A 23,436-nucleotide genomic window follows, 5' to 3' on the forward strand; every position below is an offset into this window, starting at 1 on the left:
CACGCCCATCCCGTCGAGCCCTTCGCCACCTCCCTTCCCACCACCTCCCGTCCCGTTGCGTGCCTCCTCGTCGCGCGGTCAGTCGCGGATCGGGTCGAACAGCGCCAGTTCAGCCGCGTCCGGGGCTTCGAACAGCGCCGCGTACCCCTCCAGCATCGACCGCGTGATCAGCACGGCCCCCGGCTGCCGGGCGCGTGCCTCCAGCCGACGCGCCAGTTCCTCGATCGGCACGTCCAGGAACCGCAGCTCCACCTCCGCGCCCAGCGCTCTTCCCCCGCGCAGCACCTCCTTCCGTTCCGCGCGCGACCAGAAGCCGTTCTCCAGCACCACCGTCAGCCCCTGCGCCAGCAGGGCCCAGGCGTGCTGCTGGAACACCGCCTCCAGCCTGGCCCGGAACGGCTCGTCGAACAGGTCGACGCCCAGTGCCGCCAGCCACTCGTCCGGGCACAGGCGGATGGCGGGTCGGGTCGACGCCAAGGCCTTGGCCAGGGTCGTCTTGCCCGACCCCGGCAGGCCGCACAGCAGGATCAGGCGCATCTACAGGGCTCTCAGGTCCACGGCGGCCGCCATGGCGTGGTAGCCCGCGTCGTTGGGGTGCACGTGGTCGCCGCTGTCGTACGCGGCGAGCAGTGCGCGGGGGTCGGCCGGGTCGGCCAGGGCGCGGTCGAAGTCGGCCACGGCGTCGTACTCGCCGGAGGTGCGGATCCACGTGTTCAGCTCCGTGCGCACCGCCTCGATGCGCTCGCTGTACGCGGCGAAGCCCTTCACGGGTGTCACCGTCGCGCCGATGACCCGCACACCGCGCGCGTGCGCCTGGCGGAGGAGGGAGCGGTGGCCCGCGATCAGGTCGGCCGCCGTCACCTCCGGGTTCGGCACGAAGCACTCGAACTCGATGTCGCTCGCGATGATGTCGTTGATGCCCTCCAGCACGATCACCGAGCGCACGTCCGGTCTGCTCAGCACGTCCCGCGCGAAGCGCTTCGTCGCGGCCTCCCCGAAGCAGGGCGAGTCGCTGAGCACCCGGTTGCCGCCGATGCCCTCGTTGAGCACGCCGAACCGGCCGTGCAAGCGCTCGGCCAACTCGTCCGGGTAGCGGTTGTCGGCGTCGACGGTCGAGCCCGCGCCGTCGGTGATCGAGTCGCCGAACGCCACGACCGTGTCACGCCGCGGCGAGGTGTCCAGCACGTCGACGCCGGTCAGGAAGTACCACGAGTGGGTGGTTTCGGTGAACGCGGCGCCCGACGGGTCGGACAGGTGGTCGCCCGCGGCCCGGAAGCTGGTCGCCGCGGCGCCCTCGTGGAACGTCGTGGGCCCGGTCGGTCTCGCGAAGTGCAACGTCACCGTCACCTCGTCCAGCGGGCCGACGGGCAGCGCGGCGGCGTCGCTCGCGATCTCCCGGCCCGCCGGGATCTCCACGCCCGCGCGGTGCCCGAACGTCAAGCGCCGCAACGACCCCGGCCGCACCGCGCCCCCCTCGGCGGTGCGGGCGATCGTCGCGCCCGCGAGCGAGACGGGCCCGCTGTGCACTGTGGACAGTCGTATTCGGATCAGCGGACCGCCCGCCGTGAGGCGGACCACCTGCCGGACGCTCTGGTCCGAGAACCCCGCCAGTGACCAGTTCGGCTCGAACCCGGCGGTCGGTGGTTGGGCCGAGGCCGCCCAACCACCTGCCCAGCCCGGCCCGGCGGCCGAGGCGACCGCAGGTGCGCTGATCAGCAAGGACGTCGCGGCGGCCAGGGCCACCATGGTGCGTTTCACTTCCTACCCCCCGTGGTTCGCGAGTACTGCCGACAAGGTAGCGACGGGGTCCGACAATTCCGGTCCGAGCGGTTCGCTGTCGTACCCCTCTGGTAGACCAACGGGCATGGCGAGCAAAGCGACGACGAGGCGTGGTGAACGCACCCCGGCCGAGGTGCTGCCGGTCGCGCGCGTCTGTGTGGACGTCCCGCTCGCGCACCTGGACCGGGCGTTCGACTACCAGGTGTCGTCGGACCAGGAGGCGGACGCGGTTCCGGGGTGCCGGGTGCGGGTCCGGTTCGCCGGGCAGCTCGTCGACGGGTACCTCCTGGAACGGGTCGAGAGTTCCGAGTACGGCAAGAAGTTGACGTACCTGGAGCGGGTCACGTCGCCGGAACCCGTGCTGTCGCCCGAAGTGGCCGAGTTGGCCCGCGTGGTGGCGGACAGGTTCGCCGGGACGCTGATCGACGTGCTGCGGATGGCGGTCCCGCCGAGGCACGCGCGGGCCGAGGGGCAGGCGTCCCCGGAACCGGCGCCGCTGCCCGAGGTCCCGGTGGCCGCGGGGTGGACGCGGTACCCGTTCGGCCCGAACCTGCTCGACGCCCTGCTGTCCGGCCGCACGGCGCGAGCGGTGTGGCAGGCGCTGCCCGCGGAGGACTGGCCCGCGCGGCTCGCCGAGGCGGCGGCGACGGTCGCGAGCACCGGCAAGGGCGTGCTGCTCGTCGTGCCGGACCACCGGGACGTGACCCGGTTGCACGCGGCGTGCGCGGCGCTGGTGGGGGAGGCCGGTGTCGTGGCGCTGTCGGCGGGCCTGGGGCCGTCCGAGCGGTACAAGAGGTGGCTCGCGGTGCGGCGCGGCGCGGTCCGGGTCGTGGTCGGCACCAGGGCGGCGGCGTTCGCGCCCGTCGAGGACCTGGGTCTGGTCGTGGTGTGGGACGACGGCGACGACCTGCACTCCGAGCCGAGGATGCCGTACCCGAACGTGCGGGACGTGCTGGTGCAGCGCGCCCACCTGACCGGGGCCGCGTTCCTGGCTGGCGGGTTCGCCCGCACGGCCGAGGCCCAGTTGCTGGTCGAGAGCGGGTGGGCGCACGAGGTGGTCGCGGCGCGCGAGACGTTGAGGACGGCGGCGCCGAGGGTCGTGGCCGTCGGCGACAGCGACTGGCAGGAGGTCAAGGACGCGGCGGCCCGGTCCGCGCGGCTGCCGTCGATCGCGTTCGACGCCGCGCGCGCCGCGCTGGCGGCGAACGCCCCGGTGCTGATCCAGGTGCCGCGCCGCGGGTACGTGCCCGCGTTGGCGTGCGGGAGCTGCCGCGCGCCCACGAGGTGTCGGCGGTGCGCCGGTCCGCTGGCGCTGCCCGGCGGGTCGGAGGACGGTCTGCCGCGCCCGCCGTACTGCCGGTGGTGCGGGGCGACCGAGGCCGCGTACCGGTGCCCGGCGTGCGGTTCGCGCAAGCTCCGCGCGCAGATCGTCGGTGCCCGGAGAACGGCTGAGGAGTTGGGGCGCGCGTTCGCGGGCGTTCCCGTGCGCACGTCGGGCGGCGACGAGGTGCTGGCGTCGGTGACCGGCAAGCCCGCGCTGGTCGTGGCGACACCGGGAGCCGAGCCGGTCGCCGAGGGCGGGTACGGGGCCGTGCTGCTGCTGGACGGGTGGTCGCTGCTCGGCCGCGCCGACCTGAGGGCCGCCGAGGAGGCGCTGCGCCGGTGGATGACCGCCGCCGCGCTGGCGAAACCCGGCGTCGAGGGCGGGCGGGTCGTGGTGATCGCCGAGTCCGTGCTGGCGCCGGTGCAGGCGCTGGTCCGCTGGGACCCGGTGTGGCACGCCCGGCAGGAGTTGGCCGCGCGCACCGAGCTGGGGTTCCCGCCCGCGGTGCGGATGGCCACGGTCGACGGCTCGCCGGACGCCGTCGCGGCCCTGCTGGACGAGCTGCGGCTGCCCCCGACCGGGGAGGTGCTCGGGCCGGTGCCGCTGGACGAGGAGGGCGAGAAGGAACGCGCGCTGGTTCGGGTCGCCCGCAGCGAGGGGCGTGCGTTGGCCGCGGTGCTGACGGAGGCTCTCGGCGTGCGCAGCGCGCGCAAGGACCCCGATCCCGTGCGGGTGAAGTTGGACCCGCTGGAGGTGCTGTGACCGTGTCCCCGTCAGGTACGAATAAGCCCATGATCCGTTTGATCGTCGGCGCGCTCGTCGCGTCCACCGTCCTGCTGCCGGGCACCGCGCAGGCGAGCCAGGCCCCACCGCGGGCCCCCGAGGCCACCGGCTGGGGCGGCGCGGTGTCCAGCATCGACCCCGACGCCTCGCAGGTGGGCATCGACGTCCTGCGCCGCGGCGGCAACGCGGTCGACGCGGCGGTGGCGACGGCCGCCGCGCTCGGCGTGACCGACCCGTTCTCGGCGGGCATCGGTGGCGGCGGGTTCTTCGCGTACTACGACGCCCGCAGTCGTAGGGTGTCCACTGTGGACGGTCGCGAGACCGCTCCCGCGTCGGCGACCGACAAGCTGTTCGTGGAGAACGGGGTCGCGATCCCGTTCGACCAGGCCGTGACCAGCGGCCTGTCCGTCGGCGTCCCCGGCACTCCCAAGACGTGGCAGGAAGCGCTGAAGCGGTGGGGCACGCTGTCGCTGCGCGACGCCATCAGCCCGGCCGAGCGGGTCGCCCGCGACGGCTTCATCGTCGACGGGACCTTCAACACCCAGATCGCGGGCAACGCCGCCCGCTTCGCGGACTTCCCGTCCACCAGGGAGCTGTACCTGCCGCAGGGCGCGCCACCGGCCGTCGGCACCCGCTTCCGCAACCCAGACCTGGCGGACACGTACCGCGAACTCGGCCGCCGCGGCGTGGACGCGTTCTACCGCGGCGCCATCGCCGACGACGTGGTCAAGACCGTGCGCACGCCCCCGGTCGACCCCGCCTCGACGCGCGTCGTCCGCCCCGGCGACCTGACCAGGTCCGACCTCGCCCGCTACACGGCGCCCCTGCGCGAGCCCAGCCGGACGTCGTACCGCGGGCTGGACGTCTACGGCATGGCGCCACCGTCGTCCGGCGGCACGACCGTCGGCGAGGCGCTGAACATCCTGGAGGGCGTCGACGTCGGCGCTCTCAGCTCCAGTCAGTACCTGCACCGGTTCATCGAGGCCAGCAGGCTGTCGTTCGCCGACCGCAACCGCTGGGTGGGCGACCCGTCGGTCATCGACGTGCCCACGCGCGAGCTGCTGTCACAGCGGTTCGCCGACAGCAGGGCCTGCCTCATCTCGCCGGACAAGGTCCTGACCAGCCCGGTCGCCCCCGGCGACCCGCGCAACCCGGCCGCGTGCGCGACGGTAGGCGCGGCTTCGCCGACCCCGTACGAGGGGGAGCACACGACCCACCTGACGACCGCTGACCGGTGGGGGAACGTGGTCGCGTACACGTTGACCATCGAGCAGGAGGGCGGCAGCGGGATCGTCGTGCCGGGGCGCGGGTTCCTGCTGAACAACGAGCTGACGGACTTCTCGTTCACGCCGGTGACGCCTGGTGTGCCGGACCCGAACCTGCCGGGGCCTGGTAAGCGGCCGCGGTCCTCGATGGCGCCGACGATCGTGCTTGATCATGGGAAGGCTGTTCTGGCGGTCGGGTCGCCTGGTGGGGCGAGCATCATCACGACCGTTTTGCAGGTGTTGGCGGGGAAGATCGATCGGGATCTGCCGTTGGTGAAGGCTATTGCGGCTCCTCGGGCTTCACAGCGGAACGGTGCTACTACGCAGGCTGAGGTGGCTTTTTTGGCTACGCCTGAGGCTGGGGCGCTTGAGGCGCTTGGGCATCGGTTCACGTCTACCGCGGAGATCGGGTCGGCTACTGGGGTTGAGTTGTTGCGGGATGGTCGGTGGAGGGCTGCTGCTGAGACGACTCGGCGTGGGGGAGGGGCGGCTCGGGTGGTTTTTCCTGCTCGGTGAGGGTTGTGGTCAAGGGTGGGGCCCGCGGGGATGTTTGGGGTGGGTCTCCCTCACCCCGCTCGCGCGATTGTCTCAATCCCCGATCTTGGTTTGTCAAGGCGGGAAAGATGCCTTGACAAACCAAGATCGGGGAGGAGGGCGCTTCGGATCGGGGCGATGGAGGGGGAGTGCTCGGAAGACGTCATGCCTGGGGTGGGTGTTGGCTGGTTGAGAGCGGCGTGTTCCGGTGCGTGGGGGGTTGGGTGGGTTGGGTCGGGGTGCGGGTTGGGTGGGTGAGGTTGCGCGGGTGAGGTCGTGCGGGTGGTTGCGCAAGTAGTCGGGCGGTTGGGTGGGTGGTCGCTTGGCGGTTGAGCGGGTGGTCGCCGGGTGGTCGCGCAAGTAGTCGGGTGGTTGGGTGGGTGGTTGCGCGCAGGTCGCCGGGCGGTCGAGCGCGGGTGGGCGGGCGGGGCTGGTGGGTGGCTGGCACGTAGGTGGTTGGTGTGCTCAGGCTGGCAGGCTGCGTTGTAGGAGCACGGTGTCCAAGGTTTTTCCGTGCTTCACGCCTACCCCGGTCAGGCGGCCCGCTTGTGTGAACCCGCACCGTTCGTGAAGACGCTCCGACGCCTTGTTGCCGTTGTCCGCGATCACCGCGATGACCTCGCGGATCCCTGCCGTTGTGCAGCGGTCCAGCAAGGTGGTGAGCAGTGTCGTGCCCAGGCCTCGGCCCGCTGCCGCGGGGCTCAGGTAGATCGTGCTCTCTGCGGTGTAGCGGTAGGCCGTCTTGGTCTTCCACGGGGTGCAGTACGCCATGCCGACCACCTCGCCGTGGTCTTCCGCGGTGAGGAACGGCAGGCCGCGTGCCGTCGTGTCGGTGAGTCTTTCCTGCCAGTCGGCGAGCGTGGGGGCGGTTTCGGCGAAGGTGACGGTGGTGTTGTCGACGTAGTCGGCGTAGATCGCGGCGATGGTCGGCAAGTTTTCCGTGCGGGTGTCGCGAACCTGGGGTCCCTCACCGTTTTCCACTATAGTGCTCACTGTTCTACTATAGCGTCATGTTTGATCTTGAAGACCTCGCTCGTCGTGTTCAGCGCGTCCGGGCCGACCGCGGCTTGACCCTGTCGGGGTTGGCCGAGCGGTGTTCGGTGAGCGTGAGCATGTTGTCCGCTGTCGAGCGGGCGGAGAAGGCTCCGACCGTGGTGGTGTTGGCGCGGATCGCCGAGGGGCTGGGTGTGTCGCTGGTGTCGTTGCTGGAGGACGGCGGTGAGCGGCGGTTGGTGGTTCGGCGTCGGGTCGCGCAGGACCGGTCCTCGCACCCCGGTGGGTGGGAGAAGGCCGTGGTGTCGCCCGTCGTGGCCGGGGTGAACTTCGAGTTGGTGCGGGTGGTGCTGCCCGCCGGGTGTGACGCCGGGGGGTTTCCCGCTTACGCGCGGGGGTCGCACGAGTACGTGGTGGTGGAGGCCGGGGAACTCCGGCTGCGCGTGGGGGAGGAGGTGGTCGGGCTCGAAGCAGGTGACTCCGCCTACTTCGAGGCCGACCAGGAGCACGGGTACGCGAATCCGGGTGGTGTGCCGTGCGTCTACCACGTCGCCGCGTTGATCATGCGGTCGCGCGGGTGAGGGTCAGCCCGCCGGGCCGCGGTAGAGGATCATGCCGTCCGGGTCGTTCACGTCCACGGTGAAGTCCCTCGGGTGCTTGGGGGTCGTGGTGGGTGGGCCGGTCAGGCGGACGGCGAACGTGCCGTCCGCGACCTCCGCCCTGACGGGGGCCTGGCCGGGGCTGGTGAACACGAGTTCGCCGACGTGCGAGGTGGTGGTGCCCGCGAGGATGGTGACGCCGGTCCCCGGTGACTCCAAGCCACCCAGCACCCGGAACATCTTCTCCACGTCGGCCTGCTGGACCGCCCACCTGAGGTCGGTCGCGACGCCGTTCCGCAGCGTGCAGTACGCCGTGTCGCCCCCCTCCTCGCGCAGCACCAGCAGGCCCTCCGCGCTGTCCTGGCCGACGCGGACCGTGGGCCGCCAGTCGGCGGGGTCGTCGAACGACTTCGGGACGTTGCCCGCGTAGGGCGGGCCGTCGGTCTGCCAGAGGTCCAGGCACCGGGCGGCCTGGTTGGCCGGGAGGTCGCCCGCGGTGGAGCCGCTCGGGTAGGCGTCCCTGGTCGTCGACCACTCGGGGCCGGGCAGTTCCGACTTGACGACGCGGGCGGTGACGTAGGACGGGGGTTCCTGCACGTGGAACTCGACGTTCTCGACCGGGGCGACGCTCCGGAGCAGGAACAGGTCGCTCGGTATCAGCTTCTCGACCCTGGGCACGTCGTCGAGGGTGTCCGGTTCGCTCTCCGGGTCGACCGACATGGCGTCCGCACCCCTGGGGGCCTGGCCGACGACCACGCCGCTGGGGGAGCGCCAGAGGATCGACACGGCGCCGTCGCCGACGGGGATCGGCGACGAGTCGGGCAGGGACACCGACACCCGCGTGTAGGTGATCTCGCAGAAGCGGCGCCTGCCCGCGTCGTCGGCGTCGCCCACGACGATGCGACGGCCCCGCATGGAGAACGTGTGGGTGGACTTGATCCCGGCCAGGCCGCACGTCGCGAGGTCGGCGTCGGTCGTCTTGCCGTACCCGAGCTGGACGTTCATCCAGTCGGGCGAGGTGGCCGCGGGCGGCGGTGGTGCGACGGCCGGGGTGCTGTCACGGGTGAGCTGGGCGCCCACCGCGCCACCGGCGACCAGCAGCACCACGGCGGCGGCCGCGACGAGCGGGCCGCGGCGGTTCGGCCGCTCCCGCACGGGTGGCTCGGCCGACGTGATCCGGCGGCGCATCCGTTCGCGCGCGTCGGACGGCAGCGGCCTGCGCGGGGGGAGGGGCAGTCCGGTTTCGCTCATCACTTCTCCTCCAGTGCGCCGCGCAGCCGGGACCGGGCGCGGGAGACGCGGGACCGGACGCTCGCCTCGGCGAGCCCGAGCACCGCGGCGGCCTCGCCGACCGGCAGCTCGCCGATCAGCACCAGCTCGACGGCTTCGCGTTCGGACCTCGGCAGCCGCGCGACGGCGTCCAGCACGGCCCTGAGCCGGTGCTCGCCGTCCAGCGACGTGGCCACCTGGTCGGCGTGGTCGCGGACGGTGTCGTCCACCGGCACGCGGCGGAGCAGCCGCTGGAACCTGGTGGTCCGCCGGAACTCGCCGCGCGCCAGGTGGCCCGCCACCGTGTAGAGCCACGGCAGCGCGCTGTCCTTGACCAGCGTGACGTCGTGCCTGCGCCGCCACGCCGTGAGGAACGTGGACGACGTCAGGTCCTCGGCGGTCGACCACGACGCCGTCAGCCGGTAGGCGTGGTTCCACACCGCCTCGGCGTGCCGGTCGTACAACTCGCCGAACGCGGCCTCGTCGCCCCGCGTCCACAGCTCGGCATCGGTGCGCCCCGCGGTCGAGTCGGATCCCTCGACCAAGGTCGTCGCCCCCTGCCGGCTGGTCGGTATCAGCCTCATGGTCAGTACGTGTCCGCCACCCGGCCGGGTGTTGCGTCCGCGGCTACGACCTCGGGATGACGGGACGGCACTACTCCGAGTGGACGCGCGCGCACGGCCGCGCGGGACATGCTCGCACCACCAACGAGAAGGAGCCCGCCATGGTCGCCACCACGATCGCCACGCCGCACACCCCCGCCGTCGTCGTCACGGCGGGCCGCGGTGTCGTCACCGCCGCGCGTTTCGCGGGCCACTTCCTGCTCGCCCTGGTCGGCGTCGTCTTCCTGGGCACGGGCCTCGACCACTGAACCCCGACGACTCTCCTAGACTGGTCGTCTGCCCAGTGCTAGGAGAGTGCGTGACCGTCCAACCCATCCGGCTGTTCGGGGACCCGGTGCTGCGCACGGCCGCCGCCGAGGTCACCGACTTCGACGCCGAGCTGCGCGGCCTGGTCAAGGACCTGTGGGACACGATGACCGAGGCGGGCGGCGCGGGCTTGGCCGCGCCCCAGTTGGGCGTCGGCCTGCGGGTGTTCACCTACCACGTCGACGGTTTCGCCGGACACCTGATCAACCCCACCTGGACCGTCGTCGGCGACGAGTTCCAGGAGGGCCCCGAGGGCTGCCTGTCCATCCCGGAGATGCACTGGGACTGCCGCCGCCACCTGAACGTGGTGGCCAAGGGGTGGAACATGCACGGCGAGCCGGTCGAGGTCGAGGGCACGAACACGCTGGCCCGCTGCATCCAGCACGAGACCGACCACCTGGACGGCGTGCTGTTCCTGGACCGGCTGGACGCCGAGACCCGCAAGCTGGCGATGCGCGAGATCCGCCAGGCCGAGTGGTTCGACGGCGGGGTCCCCGTGCTCAAGCAGAGCCCGCACCCGCTCTTCGGGGGGAACTGACCGTGCGGTTGATCTTCGCGGGCACGCCGGAACCGGCTCTGCCGTCCCTCCGCGCCTTCATCGAGTCGCCGGACCACGAGGTCGTCGCGGTCGTCACGCGCCCGGACGCCCCCGCGGGCCGGGGCCGCCACCTCGAACGCTCGCCGGTCGGCGCGCTGGCCGACGAGCACGGCATCGAGGTGCTCACGCCCGCCAAGGCGAGCGACCCGGACTTCCTGGCCCGGCTCCGGGAGCTGGCGCCCGACGCGTGCCCCGTGGTCGCGTACGGCGCGCTGCTGCCGCAGGCCGCGCTGGACATCCCCACCCACGGATGGGTGAACCTGCACTTCTCGCTGCTGCCCGCCTGGCGTGGCGCGGCCCCCGTGCAGGCGGCCGTGCGCAACGGCGACGACATCGTCGGCGCGTCCACGTTCCGCATCGTCAAGCCGCTCGACGCGGGCCCGGTGTTCGGCACGGTCACCGAGGAGGCGCGTCCCCGCGACACCGCCGGTGAGCTGCTGGCCCGGTTCGCCGAGCGCGGGGCGCGGCTGCTGCTGGCCACCATCGACGGCATCGCCGACGGGACGCTGCGCCCGGTCGAGCAGCCGTCCGAGGGCGTCAGCTACGCGCCCAAGATCACCGTCGAGGACGCGCGGCTGGACTTCACCGCGCCCGCCACGGCGGTCGACCGGCTGGCCCGCGCGGTCACGCCCGATCCGGGGGCGTGGGCCGAGTTCCGGGGCGAACGCCTCAAGCTCGGGCCCGTGCTGCCCGCCGACACCGAGGAGAAGCTGGCGCCGGGTGAACTCCTGGTGCAGCGCAAGCAGGTGCTCGTCGGCACCGCCACCACACCCGTGGCGCTGGGCGACGTGCAGGCACCCGGCAAGAAGCGAATGGCCGCGACCGACTGGGCGCGCGGCGTCCGGGTCGAGGCCGGGGAGCGGATCTCATGAACGGCAATTCCTCCTCCCGACCCTCTCGGCCGTCCAGGCCGCGCAAGCCCGCGCCGCCGCGTCGGCGCGTGGGCCCGGAGCGCCCTCCCGTCGAGGACCCGGCCCGGCTGGCTGCGCTGGACACGCTGCGCGCGGTCCGCCAGCGCGACGCGTACGCGAACCTCGTGCTGCCGAAGCTGCTGCGCGAGCGCCGGATCACCGGCCGCGACGCGGCGCTGGCCACCGAACTGGCGTACGGCTCGGCGCGCGCGCAGGGCCTGCTGGACGCGGTGATCGGGGCGTGCTCCGACCGGCCGCTGTCCGAAGTGGACGGGCTGCTGCTCGACGCGCTGCGGCTGGGCGCGTACCAGTTGCTGCGCACCCGGATCCCGGCGCACGCCGCAGTGGCGTCCACTGTGGACCTCGTGCGCGGCGGGCAGGGCTCCGGCGCCGCGGGCTTCGTCAACGCGGTCCTGCGGCGGATCACCGAGCAGGACGAGGCGTCCTGGGTCGACGAGCTGGCGCCGGACCCGGACACCGACCCGATCGGCCACGTCGCCCTCGCCAACGCGCACCCGCGCTGGATCGCGCAAGCGTTCGCGGAGGCGCTGGGCAGCCGTGACGAGCCGCTGCGCGAAGCGCTGGCCGCGGATGACACCCGTCCCGAGGTGCACCTGGCAGCCCGGCCCGGCGAGGTGAGCGCGGAGGAGCTGGCCGCGATGACGGGCGGCGAGGTCGCCCCGTACTCGCCGTACGGCGTGCACCTGGAGTCCGGTTCCGGCGACCCCGGCGACCTGGACCCGCTGCGCGAGCACCTCGCCGTCGTGCAGGACGAGGGCAGCCAGCTCTGCGCGGTCGCGCTGACCAACGTGCCCGTCGAGGGCTCGGACGAGCGCTGGCTCGACCTGTGCGCGGGCCCCGGCGGCAAGGCCGTGATGCTCGGCGCGCTGGCCTCGTTGAACGGCGGCACGCTGGACGCCGTGGAGCTGGCCCCGCACCGCGCGGAGCTGGTCCGCAAGGCGACCAAGGGCCTCCCGATCACCGTCCACGTCGGTGACGCCCGCGAGACCGACCTGCCGGAGGGGAGCTTCGACCGCGTGCTCGTCGACGCGCCGTGCACCGGTCTGGGCGCGTTGCGCCGCAGGCCGGAGGCGCGCTGGCGGCGGCAGCCGTCGGACGTGGCGCCGCTGACCAGGTTGCAGCGCGAGCTGCTGACCAAGGCGCTCAAGCTGGTCCGGCCGGGCGGGGTCGTGGCGTACGTCGTGTGCTCGCCGCACCTGTCCGAGACGGTCGGCATCGTGGCGGACGTGGCCAGGAGGACCGGCGCGGAGCGGTTGGACACCAAGGAGTTCTTCCCCGGCGTGCCGAACCTGAGCGATCCGCACAACGTCCAGCTCTGGCCGCACCTGCACGGCACGGACGCGATGTTCTGCGCCCTGCTGCGCAGGCCCGCCTAGTGACCCGTGTCCTCGGCCTGATCACCTCGGGCGCGGGCGGGGTCGAGCGGTGGTTCCGCACCGGCCTCGCCGTGCCCGCGGTCGAACGGGGCTGGCGGCTGGCCGTCACGCTCACGCCGACGGCCGCCCGCTGGCTCGACGAGGCGGGCGAGCTGGGTCCGTTGGCCGAGCTGACGGACCTGCCGGTGCGCTGGACGTCCCGGCTGCCCAGCGAACCCAAGCCACACCCGCCGCCGGACTGCTTCGTGTTCGCGCCCGCGACGGCGAACTCCGTGGTGAAGCTCGCCCTGGGCATCTCGGACAACCAGGCCCTGACCGTGCTGTGCGAGGCGCTGGGGCTGCCGGACGTGCCGGTGGTCGTGCAGCCGCAGTCGAACGAGGCCCAGCGGCGGCACCCCGCGTGGGCCGGGCACCTGGCGACGCTGCGGTCCGCCGGGGTGCTGGTCGTGCCCGAGGGCGGCCCCGAGCCGGTGCTGGCCGAACTCGACCGGCTGGGATGATCTTGCCGAGGTCGGCTCCCGCGCGCCTGGACCGGCTCTGACCGGGCCGTTCGGCCATTCGAAGTATTCATTCCGCGCGAATTGACACGCGCCGGACGGGCGTTGCAGGCTGCACCGTGTCGATGGTCTCCGGGCGTGCGCGTGAATGGGATTCGGTGCGCCGCTTCCTGCTGGCCGCCGACTCCGGCACCGGTGGTGTGCTCGTCGTCGACGGCCCGCCCGTGTCCGGCAAGACCCTCCTCCTGCACGAGGCCGTGCGCCTGGCGCGCGAGCAGGGGCTGCCCGTGGTGCTCGTCGCGTCGACCTCGGGGGACCTGTTCGGCGGGTCGACCGACGTGGCCGCCGCGCTCGTCGCGGACCACCCGCTGCTGATCGCCGTCGACCACGCCCACCTCGACCCCGCCGGGGTGCTGGCGCTGCTGCCGGAGCTGCGCGGCAGGCCGTTGTCCGTGCTGATGACGATGAACGGCGCCACCGCGGGCCCGGAGGTGCAGCGGACCCTCGCGGCGTGCGCCGAGGTCGTCGTCATGGGCCCGGTGGACGACGACGTCGTGGACGAGATCGCCCGCCGCCTGCTGGGCGCGACCCCGCACGCCGACCTGCGTGCGCTCATCGCCGGAGCGGGCGGCAACCCGCGGCTGGTCACCGAGCTGATCGAGGGGCTGCGCGAGGAAGGCCAGCTCGAACTGCGCGGCGGTGTGGCGCACGTGCGCGGCGGCTGGCTGCCGCACCGGGTCGCGGCACTCGTGCGCGACCGCGTCGACCTGCTGTCCGCCAAGGCGACGCAACTGCTGCGCGTCGCCGCCGTCGTCGGCCGGTCCTTCCTGCTGCACGACGTCGCCACGATGATGAGCGAGACCACGGCCTCGCTGCTGCTGGCCGTGGACGAGGTCCTCCAGTCCGGGCTGCTCGTGCCCGCGCACGAACGGCTGGAGTTCCCCAGCGACCTCGTGCGGCGTGCCGTCGTCGAGTCGATCCCGCGGTCGATCCTGCACGCGCTGCGCCACGACGTCGCCGTGCTGCGACCGCCGTTCACCGTCGAGCCCACCGCGCACCCGCCCTTGCCCGGCGGTTCGGGCGGTGACGTCGTGCAGGGCGTTCGGACGCTCGCGGCGGGTGGTCGGCTCGGGTCGGCCATCGCGTTGGCACGGGAAGCGCTGGCGCAGCGGGTGTCCCCCACCGTCGCGGCGGAACTGCACTGCGTGCTCGCGGGCATCCTGCTGGCCGACGGACGGCCGGGTGACGCCGTGGTCGAGACGGACCACGCGCTGACCATCCCGTCGTCCACCGGGCCGCTGCGGGGGCTGGCGGCGGCCGGGCGGCTGCTGTCGCTGTACTTCGCGACCGGGAGCCGGGTTCGCGAGCACGCGCTGTCGTTGCTGACGGTGCGCGATCGGGACGCCAGCGACGCCGACGCCGTGATGGCGGCGACGGTGCACTCGTGCCTGGAGTGGAACGCCGGGAACCTGGCCGAGGGCGTCTACTGGGGACGCGAGTCGACGAAGTGGCCGCCGACCGGGCCGTCGGCGTGGTGGTTCTCGCACACGCCGGTGGCCTACGCGCTGAAGTTGGCGGCGCTGGGGGAGTTCGCCGAGGCCGAGGAACTGGTGGCCGGGGACGGGCCGGACCTGGACGACGCGGTGACCAGCGGGGCTCGGGCGGCTCGGCTGATCGCCCGGTCGAGGGTCCTGGTGCAGGCAGGCCGGTTGGCCGAGGCGCGTTCGGCCGCCCGCGCGGGGTTGGCGCTGGCGCACGACCGGGGGCTGAGGTTGTTGGTGCCGCTGGCTTCCACGGTGCTGGGGACCGTGGCGATCCACCGCGGTGAGTACGAGGTGGCGGCCGAGCACGTGCGGCGGTACCGGGGGGACCTGGCCGGGGGCGAGGCCGTGCTGCACTCCGGGCAGTACGACTGGGTGGAGCTGCTGCTCGCCCACGCGCTGGGAGGGCCCGCTCGGGCGGCGGAGCTGGCACGGGAGCGGGTGGCGGACCCGAACTCGTTGCGGCGCATGGTGATCGAGGAGCCGGGGGCGGCGCCCTGGTTGGTGCGGCTGGGGATCGCGGTGGGGGACAGCCGACTGGTCGCGGCGGTCCTGCTGGCGGCGGACGACCTCGCGGCCAACAACCCCGGCTACGGGTCGGTGTCGACGTCCGCCGCTCACGCGCGTGCGCTGGTGGACCGGGACGTGGAGGCGTTGCTGGTGGCCGCCGGACGGCACCGGCACCCGTGGGCCAAGGCGTGCGCGAACGCGGACCTGGTCGTGCTGCGCCGGGAGCGGGGCGAGGACGTCTCGCCCCACCTGGAGGTGGCGTCCCGGATCCTCGAGCAGATGGGGGCCGACGGGGAGGTCGCCCGGTTGAGGGCTCGGCCGGTCGAGGCGGGGACCGGCGGGGCGGACCGGGAGTGGCACCGGCTGTCGGAGCCCGAGCGGGACATCGCGCTGCTGGTGGGGGCCGGGTTGACGAACCGGCAGGTGGCCAAGCAGTTGTTCCTGTCGCCGCACACGGTGAACTACCACCTGAGGGGGATCTTCCGGAAGCTGGGGATCAGCTCGCGGGTGGAGCTGGCACGGGTGGCGCACGAGCAGGCGCCGTCCCGATGAGCGGCGCCTGAGCACCCCCAGTGCTCAGGCACCCACCGCCGGCGGATTCGGCGGGAGTCTCAGGCACCCACGGCGGTGCCGTCCGCGTGGTGGCTCAAGGCCGCCAGCACCGACGCCGCGACCGCGGAGGCGTGGGCGTCGGAGTCGGCCACCGAGCGGAGCAGCGGGGTCTCCGGTCGGGTCGTGGTGATGACCGTGCACCGGACGCCGTGCCGGGTCACCTCCGCCGCCAGGTGGTTCGCGTAGGCGGTGGCCGCCGCCTTCGACGCGGTGTAGGCCGCGTAACCCGGCTGGAGGGTCTGGACCGTCGTGGCGACGGTGATGATGGCCCCGCCGCCGCGCGGCACCATGCGGGCGGCGGCGGCACGGCTGAGGTGGAAGACGGCGTGGGTGTTGATGGCGAAGCTCCGCGACCAGTCGTCGTCGGTGAGGCCGGTGGCCCTGCCGGTGCGGAGGAGGTCGGCGGCGTTCACGGCGATGTCGACCGGGCCGACCTCGCGCTCCACCTGGTCGACCAGTGACTCGACGGCGGGGCCCGAGGAGATGTCCACCTGTCGGCCCGCGACCCGCAGACCCGCTCGTTGCAGGCGCTCCACCAGGTCGCAGAGGGCACGGCCGTCGTGGTCGACGGCCGTCACGACGGCACCCCGCGCCGCCAGCGCGGCGACCACCTCGGCACCGACGGCGCCGCAAGCGCCGGTCACCACCGCGGTCTTGCGGTCGAACTCCCGGTTCACCACTGCCACTCCCAGATCGAGCCCCCGGTCCCGACCGTAGGCGTCCGGGATGGCGGGTGGAACTACCCGCGTGAGTAGTGCCTCAGCGACGCCATAAGCGCAGCTCACGCCTTTGCGAACGGCGTTACCGCGCAAACGAGTAGTCCGGGCCCGCACGGCGGGACGGCGGTACCTAGACTCCTGTTCCGTGGTCCACCAGCCGATGATCGCCCCCAGCATCCTGTCCGCCGACTTCGCCCACCTCGCCCGCGAGGCCGCGGCCGTCACCGGCGCCGACTGGCTGCACGTCGACGTGATGGACGCGCACTTCGTGCCGAACCTGACGCTGGGGCTGCCGGTGGTGAAGTCGCTGCTCAAGGCGACGGACATCCCGCTGGACTGCCACCTCATGATCGACGACCCGGACCGCTGGGCCATCGGGTACGCCGAGGCGGGCGCGTACAACGTCACCGTGCACGTCGAGGCGGCGGCCGACCCGGTCCAACTGGCCAAGAACCTGCGCGCGGCCGGGTCGAAGGCGGGGCTGTCGATCAAGCCGGGCACGCCGCTGGAGCCATACGTCGAGGTGCTCAAGCACTACGACACGCTGCTGGTCATGTCGGTCGAGCCGGGTTTCGGCGGGCAGTCGTTCATGGCCGAGGTGCTGGACAAGGTGCGCACCGCGCGACGGCTGGTCGACACCGGGCACTTGAAGCTGGTCGTCGAGATCGACGGCGGCATCAACGCCGACACGATCGCCGCCGCCGCCGAGGCCGGTGTGGACTGCTTCGTCGCGGGCTCCGCCGTCTACGACGCCGAGGACCCCGGTCGCGCGCTGGAGGCGCTGCGCGCGCTGGCCGCCGCGAACTCGACGCGTTCCTGATGCTCGACGAGGCGATGCGGCTCGCGATGGCGAGCAGCGAGCTGGTCCGGGGCACGACCAGCCCCAACCCGCCGGTCGGCGCGGTGGTGCTGGACGCGCGCGGCGAGGTGGTCGGCGTCGGCGCGACCCGACCGCCCGGTGGTCCGCACGCGGAGGTCGTCGCGCTCGCCGAAGCCGGTGACCGCGCTCGCGGCGGCACGGCCGTCGTGACGCTCGAACCGTGCTCGCACCACGGCCGCACGCCGCCGTGCACCGAGGCGCTGCTCGCGGCCGGCGTGGCGCGCGTCCGGTACGCCGTGTCGGACCCGAACCCGAAGGCCTCGGGCGGGGGCGCACTGCTGCGGGCCGCCGGTGTCGACGCCGAGGGCGGGCTGCTGGCGACCGAGGTCGAACGCGGACCGCTGCGCGCGTGGCTGCACTTCGCCCGCACCGGCAGGCCGCACGTGACGTGGAAGTACGCCGCGACGCTGGACGGCAGGGTCGCCGCGGCGGACGGCACCAGCCGGTGGATCAGCTCCGAGGAGTCGCGCGCGGAGGTGCACGTGCTGCGGACCAGGATCGATGCGATCATGGTCGGCACCGGCACCGTGCGCGCCGACGACCCCCGGCTGACCGCTCGGGGAATCCCGGCGGCCCGCCAGCCGTTGCGGGTGGTGGTGGGCGAGGGCGACCTGCCGCCGGGGGCGAAGGTGTTCGACGACGAGGCCGAGACGGTGCGCGTGCGCACGCACGACCCGGACGAGGTGCTCGCCGAACTGGTCGCCCGCGGCGTGGTCGACGTGCTCCTCGAAGGCGGTCCCACCCTCGTCGGGGCGTTCGTCGCGGCGGGCCGGGTGGACCGGGTGCTGCTGTACACCGCGCCGAAGCTGTTGGGCGCGGGAATGGTGGCGCTGGGCGACGCCGGGGTGGCGACCATCACCGACGCTGTCGGGTTGGTGGTCGAAGAGGTCAGTATGTGCGGGCCGGACGTGCGGATCTCCGCCGTTCCGGCGGTGTTGAACGGCTGAGGAGGAACGGTGTTCACCGGGATCGTCGAAGAACTGGGTGAGATCGTCCAAGTGGCGGATCTGCCCGACGCGGCACGCTTGACCGTGTCCGGTCCACTGGTGACCAGCGACGCCAAGCACGGCGACTCCATCGCCGTCAACGGCGTCTGCCTCACCGTCGTGGACGTCGTCGACGGCGGCTTCACCGCCGACGTGATGCGCGAGACGCTGGTGCGCAGCAGCCTCGCCAAGGTGGCCGCGGGTGACCGGGTCAACCTGGAGCGCGCCGCCGCACTCGGTCAGCGGCTGGGCGGGCACATCGTGCAGGGCCACGTCGACGGCACCGGCACGGTGCTGGCGCGCGAGACCACCGAGCACTGGGAGATCGTCCACATCGGACTGCCCGCGTCGCTGGCGCGGTACGTCGTGGAGAAGGGCTCCATCACGGTCGACGGCGTGTCGCTGACCGTCGTGTCCGTCACCGACGACGAGTTCACCGTGAGCCTCATCCCCACGACGCTGGAGCTGACCACGCTCGGCAGGCGCGGGATCGGCGACGCGGTCAACCTGGAGGTGGACGTGCTCGCGAAGTACGTGGAACGCCTCACGCTGCCGCACCTGCGCGGCGCCGGGACCACGGACAGCGCCGAAGAGGGGGTGACCCGCTCGTGAAGGACTTCTCCGACATCGAGCAGGCGATCAAGGACATCGCGGACGGCAAGGCCGTGGTGGTCGTGGACGACGAGGACCGCGAGAACGAGGGCGACCTGGTGTTCGCGGCCGAGATGGCCACGCCGGAACTCGTCGCGTTCGTCATGACCGAGTGCCGCGGCCTGCTGTGCACGCCGATGGAGCCCGAGGCGCTCGACCGCCTGGAGATCGGCCAGATGGTCTCCCACAACACCGAGCGGATGGGCACCGCCTTCACCGTCTCCGTCGACGCCCGCGAGGGCGTCACGACCGGCATCTCGGCCGCCGACCGGGCGCTGACGATCCGCACGCTGGCCGACCCGGCGACGACCGCGTACGACGTGGTGCGCCCCGGCCACGTCTTCCCGCTGCGCGCCAGGGAGGGCGGCGTGCTGCGCCGCCCCGGCCACACCGAGGCCGCCGTCGACCTGGCCCGCCTCGCGGGCCTGCACCCGGCGGGCGCGATCTGCGAGATCGCCAACGCCGACGGCACTATGGCCCGCATGCCCGACCTGCGCGTGTTCGCGGAGAAGCACGGCCTGACGCTCATCTCGATCGTCGACCTCGTCGCGTACCGCCGGAGCCACGAGACCCAGGTGGTCCGGGTCGCCGAGGCCCGCATCCCGACCGCGCACGGCACGTTCACCGCCGTCGGCTACGACAGCCTGCTGGACGGCATCGAGCACGTCGCGCTGGTCAACGGCGATCTCGGCGACGGCGAGGACGTGCTGGTCAGGGTGCACTCCGAGTGCCTGACCGGTGACATCTTCGGCTCGCTGCGGTGCGACTGCGGTCCGCAGCTCGACGCCGCGCTGGAAGCCGTCTCCGCGCAGGGCCGCGGCGTCGTGCTCTACATGCGCGGCCACGAGGGGCGCGGCATCGGGCTGATGCACAAGCTCCAGGCGTACCAGCTCCAGGACCAGGGCGCGGACACCGTGGACGCCAACCTCCAGCAGGGCCTCCCGGCCGACGCCCGCGACTACGGCACCGGCGCGCAGATCCTCGCGGACCTGGGCATCAAGTCCATGCGGCTGCTGACGAACAACCCGGCCAAGCGGGTCGGCCTGGAGGGCTACGGCCTGCGCGTGATCGACCGCGTGCCGCTGCCCATCTCGCCGAACCCGGAGAACCTGCGGTACCTGCGCACCAAGCGCGACCGCATGGGCCACGAGCTGCACCAACTGGAACAGTACGAGGCGCAGGGCACCGACGGCGTCGTGGTGAGCGCGGAGAACGGCGAATGAGCGAGCTTGGAGGCTGGGCATGAGCGGCGAGGGCCGTCCGGACATCGAGGTCCCGCGGAGCGAGGGGCTGCGGTTGGCGATCGTCGCGACCCGGTGGCACGCCAGGATCACCGACAACCTGCTGGCGCGCGCGCTCGAAGCCGCCGCCAAGGCCGGTGTCGAGGAGCCGACGGTGGTGCGGGTCGCGGGCGCCGTCGAGCTGCCCGTCGTGGTGCAGGCGCTCGCCCGCGACCACGACGCAGTGGTCGCGCTGGGCGTCGTCATCCGCGGTGGTACCCCTCACTTCGAATACGTGTGCGACGCCGTGACGGCGGGATTGACGCGAGTGGCCCTGGACGAATCGACTCCGGTCGGCAACGGTGTGCTCACCTGCGACACCGAGGAGCAGGCGCTCGCCCGTGCCGGCTTCCCGGACTCGGTCGAGGACAAGGGCGTCGAGGCGACGTCCGCCGCCCTGGACACCGCGCTGGTGCTCCGGGGTCTGCGGACGGAACGGGGAACCGGGTGAGCACGGCCGTGGACAAGACGGTGGAGTTCCGGCCCAAGCGCATCCGCAGGGTCACCGCGGTGTGCGCGGTCGGGCTCGTCGCGGTGTTCACCGCGGTCGGACTGCTGCTCGGCGACACCCCGACCGGGGTGATCTTCCGGGTGTCCGACCAGATCGCGATGGTGTGCCTGGGGGTGCTCCTGGCGGGTGGCGTGCTGCTGCTCGGCAGGCCGCGCGTGCGCGCCGACGCCGAGGGCGTCGAGGTGCGGAACGTGGTCACGGCCAGCAGGTACTCGTGGCAGGACGTTCTGCACGTGAGCTTCCCAGACGGCGCTTCGTGGGCGAGGCTTGAGCTGCCCGACGACGAGTACGTCTCGGTCATGGCCGTCCAGGCCGTCGACCGCGAGCACGCGGTCGCCGCGGTTCGGGCGCTGCGGGAGTTGCACAAGGCCGCCACAGCACGGTGAGGGTTGTGAGCTGGAGGTGTTCGGACGGTTGAGGGGTTGGCTGGCCGTGCGTAAGGACTCTGCGGTGCAGGCGGAACGTCCCGTGCAAGCGGAACACGCCGTGCAGCAGCAGATCGTGGTGGAACAGGTGGCACCGGTGGAGCAGCAGCAGCAAGAAGCACGCCCCGAACCAGAGCAGGCGACCGCCGCACCCGCGGTCAACGCCTCGGTGGTCTTCGCGGGAGCGACACTCGTGGTGGGGCCACCGGAGGGCGCGAGCCAGGCGGCGCTGACGCTCGCGCGCTCGCTGCCCGCCGACCGGGGCCGCACCGTGGTCGTGATCGACTTCCCGTCGGGTGGCGAGAGCACGTTCTGGCAGGCCGCCGCGAACGCCCTGCGCGGGCGCGGCGGGATCCGGCTCGCGGTGTCGTTCGCGGGCAGCATGCGCCCGACAGCGCCCGCCCAGTGGCTGGCGTCGCAGATCCAGGCCGAGGTCATCGCCCCGGACGGCGCGCTCACCACGGTCCCCGGCACCGCGTTCGTGACCGGCTCGTCCGGCTACGGCAGTTGGCTCCGCTTCCTGCCCGGCGCGTCCCCGACTCCGTTCGGCAGGCGGTTCCCGGTGCCCGCGTGGGAGGCCGTCGACCCGAACTCGGCGTGGCCGACCGGTGACGTCGGCGTCGCCGAACCCATCCCCGCGGGCCTGTGGCTGCGCGCGCAGAGCGTGCCGTTCGACCCGAACTCGGCGGACGCGCGCGCCATCGTGGCGCTGCCGTGCCGCGAGAACGTGCTGACGATCGTGATCGGCGGGCCCGGCCAGCCGCCGATCCCGACCGAGGAGGTCTGCAAGCTGCTCGACGGGCTGTCGTCGGCGGCCCGCCGCCGGGTCCGGCTCGTGCAGTACGACATCGAGGCGGGCGCCGAGCAGGCGCAGCTCGTGGCCGAGCAGCTCGGCGAGCCGATCAACATCTACACCGGCCTGCCCGTGTCGAACCTGCGCGAGGGCGGCGGGGCCGTCGTGGTCGCGGTCAACCGGCGCGGCCAGCCGACGTGGCACCCGTTCGTCACCGAGATGCGCTGCGTCCCGCGCGCTCTGGCGGAGGAGAACGAGGTCTCCGGCTACCGCAACCCCGTGCCCGGCCTGGCCGAGCTGAGCCCCGGTGTGTTCGGCCTCGGCGACGGCGTGGTGCTGGAGGTCGTGGCGTCCGGGCTGTGGGTCCGCGAGGCCACCGCCGCCGGTGGCGCCGACGTGCGCGCCCTGCCGGTCGACCCGGAGTGGGCCCGCCTCACCGTGGGCACCCCCGGCCGGTCGACGCCCGGCGCGGTCGCCGTCGCGGGCGCCGCGCTGGTGGAACGCCTCGAACCCGAGGTCCGCAAGCTGCTGCGGCTGGTGTTCTGCGACGCGATCGAGACGGACATCCCGTGGCCGACGGCCGTGGAGGAGGAGAGCACCCAGCCGACGCCGGTGTTCTCCGAGCCCGAGGAGCCCGCCCGGTCCGCTCCGGCGCACGCGCTGTCCGCCGAGCCCGCCACCGTCGTCACCGCGAGGCCCGTCCCCGAACCCGTGCCAGCCCCGGCCCCGGAGCCGGTGGTCGAGCACCAGGTCGAGGTGCCGACCCAGGTCACGGCCCTCGCGTCGGTCGAGGAGTCGGCCGCGCGGCACGAGGACATGATCGACACCGAGGTGCCGCTGCGCATCGAGGGCCCGGTGCCGACCCCGCCGTCGCCCGCGTGGGAGCCGAAGAACTCCAAGTGGGGCGAGGAACTGCACAACGAGCGCGAGTCCGTCGCCGCCGACCACAAGACCACCGACCAGGAGCGCGACGCGGTCCGCCGGATCCTCGGCGAGCGCTACCCGTCGTACGCGACGGCCGTCGGCAGGCTGCTCGCGCAGCGCTCCGGCCCGCTCGTCGACACCGTGCCCGTGGAAACCCTCGTGACCGAGCTGGCGGCGCTGTCGGCGTTCGTCGGCCAGGACGAGGAGATGATCGTCGAGACCCTGCGCAAGGGCACGCTCGGCAGGCTCCGCCCGTACGTGGCCGCCATCGTCTCCGGGCTGAACAGGCTGCCGCTGCACCAGGGCATCACCACCTGCTGGAGCGTCGCCCCGACCAACGTGGGCAACCGGTTCCGCACCGGCGAGGTGCTGGTGGAGCACGGCATCCTCAACACCCACGCCAACCCGCAGGAGTCGTTCGACGGCGGCGTCGAGTACCTGGTCTGGTCGCTCAGCGGCAGGCGCGTGGAGGTCGTCGACCGGCGCGCGGGCGTCGTGAACGAACGCGTCCTGTTCGCGCCCGCCACGTCCTTCAAGGTGTTGGCGGTGTCCGAATCGGACGGTTCCGCGCCGATGCAGGTGCTGCTCCAGGAGGTCGCGGACTCGCGGACCGAACGGCAGCTAGCCCAGATGCGGCCGGGTGTCCTCACCCAGCTCGAACGCGCCGCCCTGGCACTGCGGTCGCTGTCGAACGCGTGAGTTCCGGGCCGCCGAGCGCCCGGTCGC

General features: G+C 73.1%; 22 protein-coding genes. 16 read left to right on the forward strand and 6 right to left on the reverse strand.

The genetic code is table 11. The features are described 5' to 3' along the window. Positions 1-78: 78 nt before the first annotated feature. On the reverse strand, positions 79-537 hold the full coding sequence (locus NZH93_RS31780; RefSeq protein WP_259626948.1) for a P-loop nucleotide/nucleoside kinase family protein: 459 nt from the start codon (positions 535-537) through the stop codon (positions 79-81). After that, the gene (locus NZH93_RS31785) at positions 538-1,758 is read right to left on the reverse strand and encodes an SGNH/GDSL hydrolase family protein (protein WP_259626949.1); all 1,221 of its coding nucleotides are present in this window, start codon (positions 1,756-1,758) and stop codon (positions 538-540) included. Between the two features lie 106 nt (positions 1,759-1,864). Here NZH93_RS31785 and NZH93_RS31790 point away from each other — a divergent pair, with 106 nt between their 5' ends. Further along, the gene (locus NZH93_RS31790) at positions 1,865-3,865 is read left to right on the forward strand and encodes a primosomal protein N' (protein WP_259626950.1); all 2,001 of its coding nucleotides are present in this window, start codon (positions 1,865-1,867) and stop codon (positions 3,863-3,865) included. 29 nt (positions 3,866-3,894) lie between these two features. Beyond that, a complete protein-coding gene (ggt, locus tag NZH93_RS31795; RefSeq protein WP_259626951.1) occupies positions 3,895-5,667 on the forward strand; it encodes a gamma-glutamyltransferase in 1,773 nt (590 codons plus the stop codon). 483 nt (positions 5,668-6,150) lie between these two features. Here ggt and NZH93_RS31800 read toward each other — a convergent pair whose 3' ends face one another. Beyond that, the gene (locus tag NZH93_RS31800; protein ID WP_259626952.1) at positions 6,151-6,678 is read right to left on the reverse strand and encodes a GNAT family N-acetyltransferase; all 528 of its coding nucleotides are present in this window, start codon (positions 6,676-6,678) and stop codon (positions 6,151-6,153) included. Positions 6,679-6,695: 17 nt separating this feature from the next. On the opposite strand from NZH93_RS31800, the gene NZH93_RS31805 reads away from it, so the two are divergent. Then, on the forward strand, positions 6,696-7,259 hold the full coding sequence (locus tag NZH93_RS31805) for a helix-turn-helix domain-containing protein (protein ID WP_259626953.1): 564 nt from the start codon (positions 6,696-6,698) through the stop codon (positions 7,257-7,259). Between the two features lie 3 nt (positions 7,260-7,262). Here the strand turns inward: NZH93_RS31805 and NZH93_RS31810 are convergent, their stop codons facing one another. Together NZH93_RS31810 and NZH93_RS31815 are read right to left on the reverse strand one after the other, a co-directional pair. Continuing rightward, positions 7,263-8,528, reverse strand: coding sequence for a hypothetical protein (locus tag NZH93_RS31810; protein ID WP_259626954.1), 1,266 nt, complete (start codon positions 8,526-8,528; stop codon positions 7,263-7,265). Continuing rightward, on the reverse strand, positions 8,528-9,130 hold the full coding sequence (locus NZH93_RS31815) for an RNA polymerase sigma factor (protein WP_372506934.1): 603 nt from the start codon (positions 9,128-9,130) through the stop codon (positions 8,528-8,530). Before NZH93_RS31815 ends, NZH93_RS31810 begins: the two co-directional genes overlap by 1 nt. A gap of 56 nt (positions 9,131-9,186) precedes the next feature. Between NZH93_RS31815 and NZH93_RS31820 the strand changes: the two genes are divergently transcribed. The 6 genes from NZH93_RS31820 to NZH93_RS50905 all read left to right on the forward strand — a co-directional run bounded on the left by NZH93_RS31820 (position 9,187) and on the right by NZH93_RS50905 (position 15,481). Next, a complete protein-coding gene (locus tag NZH93_RS31820; RefSeq protein ID WP_259626956.1) occupies positions 9,187-9,417 on the forward strand; it encodes a hypothetical protein in 231 nt (76 codons plus the stop codon). Positions 9,418-9,467: 50 nt separating this feature from the next. Then, entirely contained in the window at positions 9,468-10,013 is a 546-nt protein-coding gene (gene def, locus NZH93_RS31825; protein WP_259626957.1) for a peptide deformylase, read from the forward strand. Positions 10,014-10,015: 2 nt separating this feature from the next. Continuing rightward, positions 10,016-10,945: a methionyl-tRNA formyltransferase gene (gene fmt / locus NZH93_RS31830; protein ID WP_259626958.1), complete on the forward strand. Its 930-nt coding sequence runs from the start codon at positions 10,016-10,018 to the stop codon at positions 10,943-10,945. Then, positions 10,942-12,381, forward strand: coding sequence for an RsmB/NOP family class I SAM-dependent RNA methyltransferase (locus NZH93_RS31835; protein ID WP_259626959.1), 1,440 nt, complete (start codon positions 10,942-10,944; stop codon positions 12,379-12,381). Before fmt ends, NZH93_RS31835 begins: the two co-directional genes overlap by 4 nt. Beyond that, entirely contained in the window at positions 12,381-12,881 is a 501-nt protein-coding gene (locus NZH93_RS31840) for a flavoprotein (RefSeq protein ID WP_259626960.1), read from the forward strand. The genes NZH93_RS31835 and NZH93_RS31840 overlap by 1 nt, the downstream gene beginning before the upstream one ends. Before the next feature lie 155 nt (positions 12,882-13,036). Further along, complete coding sequence (locus NZH93_RS50905; protein WP_259626961.1) at positions 13,037-15,481, forward strand: helix-turn-helix transcriptional regulator; 2,445 nt, start codon at positions 13,037-13,039, stop codon at positions 15,479-15,481. A 59-nt stretch (positions 15,482-15,540) separates the two neighbouring features. Here the strand turns inward: NZH93_RS50905 and NZH93_RS31850 are convergent, their stop codons facing one another. After that, positions 15,541-16,218 (reverse strand): SDR family NAD(P)-dependent oxidoreductase, encoded by a 678-nt coding sequence (locus NZH93_RS31850; protein ID WP_259626962.1) that lies wholly within the window; start codon positions 16,216-16,218, stop codon positions 15,541-15,543. Positions 16,219-16,420: 202 nt separating this feature from the next. Between NZH93_RS31850 and rpe the strand changes: the two genes are divergently transcribed. From rpe to NZH93_RS31885, 7 genes are all read left to right on the forward strand, one after another. Continuing rightward, positions 16,421-17,080, forward strand: a complete 660-nt coding sequence (rpe, locus tag NZH93_RS31855) for a ribulose-phosphate 3-epimerase (protein ID WP_259627042.1) — start codon at positions 16,421-16,423, stop codon at positions 17,078-17,080. Beyond that, positions 17,080-18,087, forward strand: a complete 1,008-nt coding sequence (ribD, locus tag NZH93_RS31860; protein WP_259626963.1) for a bifunctional diaminohydroxyphosphoribosylaminopyrimidine deaminase/5-amino-6-(5-phosphoribosylamino)uracil reductase RibD — start codon at positions 17,080-17,082, stop codon at positions 18,085-18,087. Before rpe ends, ribD begins: the two co-directional genes overlap by 1 nt. Positions 18,088-18,096: 9 nt before the next feature. Further along, entirely contained in the window at positions 18,097-18,738 is a 642-nt protein-coding gene (locus NZH93_RS31865) for a riboflavin synthase (protein ID WP_259626964.1), read from the forward strand. Next, positions 18,735-20,000, forward strand: a complete 1,266-nt coding sequence (locus NZH93_RS31870) for a bifunctional 3,4-dihydroxy-2-butanone-4-phosphate synthase/GTP cyclohydrolase II (protein WP_259626965.1) — start codon at positions 18,735-18,737, stop codon at positions 19,998-20,000. Before NZH93_RS31865 ends, NZH93_RS31870 begins: the two co-directional genes overlap by 4 nt. Before the next feature lie 19 nt (positions 20,001-20,019). Further along, positions 20,020-20,508 (forward strand): 6,7-dimethyl-8-ribityllumazine synthase, encoded by a 489-nt coding sequence (ribH, locus tag NZH93_RS31875; RefSeq protein ID WP_259626966.1) that lies wholly within the window; start codon positions 20,020-20,022, stop codon positions 20,506-20,508. Beyond that, a complete protein-coding gene (locus NZH93_RS31880) occupies positions 20,505-20,954 on the forward strand; it encodes a PH domain-containing protein (RefSeq protein ID WP_259626967.1) in 450 nt (149 codons plus the stop codon). The genes ribH and NZH93_RS31880 overlap by 4 nt, the downstream gene beginning before the upstream one ends. Positions 20,955-21,036: 82 nt before the next feature. Further along, positions 21,037-23,409, forward strand: coding sequence for a hypothetical protein (locus NZH93_RS31885; RefSeq protein ID WP_259626968.1), 2,373 nt, complete (start codon positions 21,037-21,039; stop codon positions 23,407-23,409). Positions 23,410-23,436 lie beyond the last annotated feature (27 nt).

Origin of the sequence: Umezawaea endophytica (genome assembly GCF_025061645.1) — a bacterium.
Taxonomy (GTDB): domain Bacteria; phylum Actinomycetota; class Actinomycetes; order Mycobacteriales; family Pseudonocardiaceae; genus Umezawaea; species Umezawaea endophytica.

Coding starts and splice junctions, on each gene's coding strand:
- NZH93_RS31780 (WP_259626948.1), bottom strand. CDS start 537: ATGCGCCTGATCCTGCTGTGCGGCCTGCCGGGGTCGGGCAAGACGACC.
- NZH93_RS31790 (WP_259626950.1), top strand. CDS start 1,865: ATGGCGAGCAAAGCGACGACGAGGCGTGGTGAACGCACCCCGGCCGAG.
- ggt (WP_259626951.1), top strand. CDS start 3,895: ATGATCCGTTTGATCGTCGGCGCGCTCGTCGCGTCCACCGTCCTGCTG.
- NZH93_RS31805 (WP_259626953.1), top strand. CDS start 6,696: ATGTTTGATCTTGAAGACCTCGCTCGTCGTGTTCAGCGCGTCCGGGCC.
- NZH93_RS31810 (WP_259626954.1), bottom strand. CDS start 8,528: ATGAGCGAAACCGGACTGCCCCTCCCCCCGCGCAGGCCGCTGCCGTCC.
- NZH93_RS31815 (WP_372506934.1), bottom strand. CDS start 9,130: ATGAGGCTGATACCGACCAGCCGGCAGGGGGCGACGACCTTGGTCGAG.
- NZH93_RS31820 (WP_259626956.1), top strand. CDS start 9,187: ATGACGGGACGGCACTACTCCGAGTGGACGCGCGCGCACGGCCGCGCG.
- NZH93_RS31835 (WP_259626959.1), top strand. CDS start 10,942: ATGAACGGCAATTCCTCCTCCCGACCCTCTCGGCCGTCCAGGCCGCGC.
- rpe (WP_259627042.1), top strand. CDS start 16,421: ATGATCGCCCCCAGCATCCTGTCCGCCGACTTCGCCCACCTCGCCCGC.
- ribD (WP_259626963.1), top strand. CDS start 17,080: ATGCTCGACGAGGCGATGCGGCTCGCGATGGCGAGCAGCGAGCTGGTC.
- ribH (WP_259626966.1), top strand. CDS start 20,020: ATGAGCGGCGAGGGCCGTCCGGACATCGAGGTCCCGCGGAGCGAGGGG.